The following is a 6,174-nucleotide window of genomic DNA, read 5'->3' as shown; positions in this document are numbered from 1 at the left end:
TCGCCGGTCGAGACGGTGATCCTTCCGCGCACGCGAGATCTGGGCGGCTTCACGGTCCGGCGGGCGCTCCCCTCGATGCGGCGGCGCATGGTCGGTCCCTTCATCTTCTTCGATCAGATGGGACCCGCGGTGTTCCGCGGGGGCGAGGGGCTGGACGTCCGGCCGCATCCGCACATCGGCTTGGCCACCGTCACCTATCTGTTCGAGGGTGAGATCCTCCACCGCGACAGCCTGGGGACCGTGCAGCCAATCCGTCCCGGCGCGGTGAACTGGATGACTGCGGGACGCGGCATCGCCCATTCCGAGCGGACGCCAAAGGAGGTCCGCGCCGCAGGCGGAAAGCTCTTCGGGATCCAGATCTGGGTCGCGCTGCCGAAGAAGGACGAGGAGATGGATCCTGCCTTTGCCCACACCCCGGCGGAGATGCTGCCCGTGATCGAGGACGCCGGGACGCGGGTCCGGCTGATCGCGGGTTCGCTCCATGGAGCCCGCTCGCCGGTGCCGACGCGGTCCGAGTTGTTTTATGCCGACGCAAAGCTGGAGGCGGGCGCGCGCTTCGACGTCCCTGCGGATCACGAGGAGCGCGCCGTCTTCGTGGCCGAAGGGTCGGTCGAGGTCGCCGGCGAGGCCTTCGTCGCCGGCCAGCTCGTGATCCTGCGGCCCCGCAAAGCCGCGGTGGTGGAAGCGCGGGGCCAGGCGCGGCTGGCGCTGCTGGGAGGGGCCACGATGGACGGGCCGCGCCACATCTGGTGGAACCTCGTCTCCAGCTCGCGCGAGCAGATCGAACAGGCAAAGGCGGACTGGGCCAGCGGCCGCTTTCCCAAGGTGCCCGGCGAAACGGAGTTCATTCCGCTGCCGGGGCACGAGCCGGCAATCCCGAAGTATCCCTAAGGCGCAGGTCCGGGGCGCAGGGCGGGGACGATAACCGCGGGATCGTCGGTCATGATCCCGTCCGCGCCCAGTGCCACGAGGCTGGTTGCGAGCGCGGGCTCGTTCACCGTCCAGTAGTCCACGCGCAGCCCGAGCGCATGGCAGCGCCGGATGATCCATGGTTTCGCCAGCGAGAGCGGCAATTGCGCCGCCCTTCCCGGAGGCGCAAGCGGGCCCCGCTGCGCGGCGGCGGGAAGGGAAAGAAGGCGCGCGACCTCGCTCCGGCCGAGGCCCGTCGGGCCTCGATATCCGAGCGCGCGGACCTTCCGCAGCGTGGAGCTCTGGAAGGAAGCGAGAGTCACCTGTTCCTCGGCGCCGACCTTGCGCAACAGCGCGACCGCCAGCGCCGCGGCGTCGATCTTGAGGTCGACGTTGATGGGCACTCCCGGGAAGCTCGTGACCACCTCTTCGAGAGAGGGCATCCCCCACGCCCTTACCTCGGCCCAGCTCGAATCGGCGATCCTCGCCGCCTTGCCGAAGATGCGCGCTCCGTCCGGGTCGTGCGAAACGACGATGACGGCGTCGTGCGTGACGTGCACGTCGGTCTCCAGCGCATCCGCGCCCAGCTCGAGGGCCCGGCGGAACGCCCGCGTGGTGTTCTCCGGGAGCTCGCGCGATGCGCCTCGGTGTGCGTAGATGCGCACGCGTCCTCAGCCCGACCGCGCCGCGGAGAGCATGGCGATGCGCGGCCCGTCCATCTCCTCGACGGTCAGCTCCCACGGGCCGATCGCCACCTTGTCGCCCACCGCCGGAATCCTCCGCAGCCTCTCGATCACCAGGCCCCCGACGCTGGCGGCGGACTCCGCCTCGATCTGGACGCCGAAATGCTCCGCGAAGTCGGCGACCGACGTGCGCGGATCGATGTGGAAACGTCCGCCGGCCAGCGGCTTGATCCACGCGCCTTCCTGGCTGTACTCGTCCCCCGTCTCGCCGACGATGGCGTCGATCAGGTCCTGCACCGTGACGATGCCGGCGGTCCCGCCGTACTCATCGACGACGATGGCGAGGCGCTGCTTGCGCCCGCGCAGCTCCCGGAAGAGTGCTTCCGCGCTCATGCTCTCGGGCACGTAGAGCGGCGGGCGCAACAGCGCCCGCATCTCTTCCGGCGTCCGTGGATCGCTCCCGGCGACGAAGGCGTCGCGCACGTTGAAGATGCCGGCGATGTGATCGATGTCGCTCTCGATCACCGGGTAGCGGCTATGCCAGGTCTTGCGGGCGATCTCGCGGCGTTCTTCCGGCGTCTGGTCGAGCCTGAAGTACGCGATGTCCTGCCGCGGCACCATCAGGTCGCGGGCAACGCGTTGCGGCAACCGCAGGGTGCGCTCGACGACGTCGAGCCGGCGCGATCCGGCCTTCCCCGACCGCATGCTGGCGACAATCAGCCGGAGCTCCTCTTCGGTGTGAATCGTCTCGGACTCGCTCGCGGGCTTCAATCCGATCAGCCGCAGCGCGGCGGCCGCCACGGCATTGAGCGCCCAGATCGCCGGATAAAAGACGACGTGGAACCAGTGCATCGGCGCGGACACCGCGAGGGCGGTGCCTTCGGGCCGCTGGATGGCGAGGCTCTTCGGCGCCAGCTCTCCAAAGACGATGTGCAGGAAGGTGATGAGGAGGAAGGAAAGCGCTGCCGCGATGGCCTCGGTGGTCGCCGGCGCAAGCCCGGCACGCGTCGCCACCGGCTCGATCAGGTGCGCGAACGCCGGTTCGCCAATCCATCCCAGGGCCAGCGAGGCGAGCGTGATCCCGAGCTGCGTCGCAGAAAGGTACTCGTCGAGGCGGTCGACGAGCCGCCGGGTCCGCCGCGCCGCCCCTGACCCCCGCCGCGCTAGCTCGTCGAGTCGCGTCGGGCGGACCTTCACCAGGGCGAATTCCGTCGCCACAAAGAAGCCGTTCAGCGCGACCAGCGCGAACGCCGCCGCTACAGCCAGCCACGGGCCCGTCATGCGCGCTCTCCTTCGATTCGACCGGCGAAAAAGGATGCCTCAAGGCCGCCTGAAACGCTTCCCCACCATTGGCATCTCATTTGCGTCGCTCCGGACAGGCGTGACAGCAGGCGCTCCTTGCACTAGGAACGGGCCTTCGGACTTGCAGACTGGCCGGGAGGACTCTCGTGGAAATGGCAGCAAGCTCGCAGCAACGTGTCACCCGCATCAGCAAGCGGCGTGTGTGGATCATCGCCATCGCCGCGCTGCTCGGCGTGGTCGTCATCCTGGCGGGGATCAAGGCGGGTCAGATCCGCAAGATGATCAACGCGGGCAAGTCCTTTGCAATCCCGCCGGAATCCGTCACTTCGGCCAAGGTGGAAGCCGTCGAATGGCAGGCGTCGCGATCGGCAGTCGGCACGCTGATCGCCGTCCGCGCCGTGACGCTTGCCTCCGAAGTGCCCGGGCTGGTGCGCGAGATCGGGTTCGACTCCGGCACGTTCGTGCGCAAGGGAGACATGCTGGTGAAGCTGGACAGCTCCATCGAGGAGGGCCAGCTCGCCGCGGCCAGGGCGGAGGCCGATCTGGCGCGGGCGAGCCTGCAGCGCGCGCGCTCGCTGCGCGAAGCGCACGCCAGCTCGCCGGCGGATCTTGACGCCGCGGACGCGAAGGCGAAGCAGGCCGCCGCCAACGTCGTGACGCTGCAGGCGACCATCGGCAAGAAGACCATCCGCGCTCCTTTCGACGGCCGCGTCTCCATCCGGCAGGTGGAGCTCGGGCAGGTGCTCGCCTCGGGTACCGCGATCGCCTCGCTGGTCGCCGTCCACCCGGTGCACGCGGAGTTCTGGCTCCCGCAGCAGGCACTTGCGGAGCTCAACGTCGGAATGCAAGCGCGGATGCACACCGACGTGTTCCCGAAGGCCACCTGGGACGGCTCGGTGACGGTGATCAACCCCGAAGTGGACGTCAACACCAGGAACGTGCGCATCCGCGCCACCTTCCCGAATCCCGACGGACGCCTGCGCCCCGGGATGTTCGTCAACGTCGAGGTCCTTTCGCCGGAGAAGCGCACGGTGCAGGTCATCCCCTCCACCGCGGTTCTCTACGCGCCCTACGGCGATTCCGTCTTCTCCATCGAGGAGAAGAAGGATCCAGCCGGAAACGCCGGCCTGATCGCGCACCAGAAGTTCGTCCGGCTCGGGGAGCGGCGCGGAGATCTGGTGGCGGTGGTCTCCGGGCTCAAAACCGGGGAGACCGTCGTGAGCAGCGGCGCCTTCAAGCTGCGCAACGGCGCAGCGGTGGTGGTGCGCAACGATCTCGCGCCGAAGATCGAGGTCGCGCCGACCGTGGTCGAGCAATAGAGAGAGGCACCCATGAAGTTTACCGACCTCTTCATCCGCCGACCCGTCGTCGCCCTCGTCGTCAACCTGCTGATCCTGATCGCCGGCATTCAGGCGATCCGCTCGCTGAACGTCCGCCAGTATCCGCGCAACGAGAACGCCGAAATCACGGTCACCACCGTGTACGTCGGCGCGCCCGCCGAGTTGGTGCGCGGGTTCGTCACCACTCCGCTCGAGCGCGTGATCGCGTCGGCGGATGGCATCGAGTACCTCAGTTCCGAGAGCAAGCTGGGCCTCTCCACCATCAAGGCCCGCCTGCGGCTCAACTACGACTCCACCAAGGCGCTGGCGGAGATCGGCTCCAAGGTGGACCAGGTGCGCGGCGACCTTCCGCCCGAGGCCGAGGTCCCGATCCTCAACATCACCTCGGCGGACAGCCAGTTTGCCTCCGCCTACCTGAGCTTCTCCTCCGAGTTCCTCAAGCAGAACGAGATCACTGACTACCTGGTCCGAGCCGTCCAGCCGCGACTCTCGGCGCTGGAAGGGGTGCAGAAGGCCGACATTCTCGGCGCGCGCACCTTCGCGATGCGCATCTGGCTCAAGCCCGATCGCATGGCGGCGCTGAATGTCAGCCCGGTGCAGGTCCGGCAGGCGCTGGCCGCCAACAACTACCTGGCGGCGGTCGGCCAGACCAAGGGCTCGCTGGTGCAGGTGAACCTGACGGCGAACACCGACCTGCGGTCGCGGGAGGAGTTCGAACAGATGGTGGTCCGGCAAAGCGAAGGCGCCACCGTCCACCTGCGCGACGTCGCCGACGTGGTCCTGGGCGCGGAGGATTACGATACCGTCGTCAACTTTAGCGGGCAGACCGCGGTGTTCATCGGCGTCTGGTCCCTGCCCAACGCCAACTCCCTCGACGTGATCAAGCGCGTGCGGGCGGAGCTGGCCTCGCTGCAGAAGGAGCTGCCCGAGCAGATCCAGGCGACCATCGCCTACGACGCCACCGCCTACATCCGCAGCGCCATCAGCGAGGTCGTGCAGACGTTGCTCGAGACGGTGCTGATCGTGGTGATCGTCATCTTCCTCTTCCTCGGGTCGCTGCGGTCGTCGCTGGTGCCGGTGGTCGCCATTCCGCTCTCGTTGATCGGCGGCATCTTCCTGGTGCAGACGTTCGGGTTCACCATCAACCTGCTCACGCTTTTGGCCATCGTGCTCTCGGTGGGATTGGTGGTCGACGACGCCATCGTCGTCGTGGAGAACGTCGAGCGTCACCTGCGCGAGGGATTGAAGCCGATCGATGCGGCGCTCAAAGGAGCGCGCGAGCTGGTGGGTCCCATCATCGCGATGACCATCACGCTCGCGGCGGTGTACACGCCCATCGCCTTCCAGGGCGGCCTGACCGGCTCGCTCTTCCGGGAGTTCGCGCTCACGCTCGCCGGCGCCGTCACCATCTCGGGCGTGGTCGCTCTGACGCTGTCGCCAATGATGTCGGCGTACCTGTTGCACCGGGAGGTCGAGGAGAAGGGGCTCGCAGGCTGGATCAACCGCACGTTCGAGAAGGTCAAGGCGGGTTACGGACGCCTGCTCGAGAAGACGTTCACGGCGCGCGGAGCCATCTACGTGAGCTGGGTGGTCATCGGCGGGCTCGCGCTGCTCATGTTCCAGCAGTCGCCCAAGGAGCTCGCTCCGCTCGAGGATCAGGGCATCATCTTCGGGATCCTGAACACGCCCGCGAACTCCACCATCGATCAAATCACGCCGCTGACCCGCGAGATCCACAAGGAGATGGCGTCGATCCCCGAGACGCAATTCACCTTCCAGATCACGTTTCCCAACGGAGGGTTCTACGGCGACGGCCTCAAGCCCTGGACCGACCGCAAGCGCAACGTCTTCCAGGTGCTGCCGGAGTTGTCGGCGAAGGTCGCGGCAATCCCCGGTGTGCAGACGTTCGCCGTCGTCCCTCCTTCCCTTCCAGGCGGCGG

The 6,174-nt window shown here is 67.8% G+C and carries 4 protein-coding genes and 1 pseudogene (1 of these 5 only partly in view); 3 read left to right on the top strand and 2 right to left on the bottom strand.

The window, feature by feature from the left end; translation table 11 throughout:
* The first annotated feature begins 75 nt into the window (after window positions 1-75).
* Window positions 76-891: a pirin family protein gene (locus E6J58_22235; GenBank protein ID TMB32854.1), complete on the top strand. Its 816-nt coding sequence runs from the start codon at window positions 76-78 to the stop codon at window positions 889-891.
* Here the strand turns inward: E6J58_22235 and E6J58_22230 are convergent.
* Window positions 888-1,574 (bottom strand): glycerophosphodiester phosphodiesterase, encoded by a 687-nt coding sequence (locus E6J58_22230; protein TMB32851.1) that lies wholly within the window; start codon window positions 1,572-1,574, stop codon window positions 888-890. The two genes, E6J58_22235 and E6J58_22230, sit on opposite strands and share 4 nt — an antisense overlap.
* Window positions 1,575-1,580: 6 nt before the next feature.
* Window positions 1,581-2,873, bottom strand: coding sequence for an HlyC/CorC family transporter (locus tag E6J58_22225; GenBank protein TMB32850.1), 1,293 nt, complete (start codon window positions 2,871-2,873; stop codon window positions 1,581-1,583).
* 206 nt (window positions 2,874-3,079) lie between these two features.
* Between E6J58_22225 and E6J58_22220 the strand changes: the two genes are divergently transcribed.
* Both E6J58_22220 and E6J58_22215 read left to right on the top strand, forming a co-directional pair.
* Window positions 3,080-4,213 (top strand): efflux RND transporter periplasmic adaptor subunit, encoded by a 1,134-nt coding sequence (locus E6J58_22220; GenBank protein ID TMB32853.1) that lies wholly within the window; start codon window positions 3,080-3,082, stop codon window positions 4,211-4,213.
* A 12-nt stretch (window positions 4,214-4,225) separates the two neighbouring features.
* Window positions 4,226-6,174, top strand: a pseudogene (locus E6J58_22215) (multidrug efflux protein); it runs 1,111 nt beyond the window's last position.

Source organism: Deltaproteobacteria bacterium, assembly GCA_005879535.1.
In the GTDB taxonomy this organism is placed as follows: domain Bacteria; phylum Myxococcota; class Myxococcia; order Myxococcales; family 40CM-4-68-19; genus 40CM-4-68-19.
Note: the sequence above shows the minus strand (reverse complement) of the source record. Positions and strands in the feature narration are given on the sequence as shown.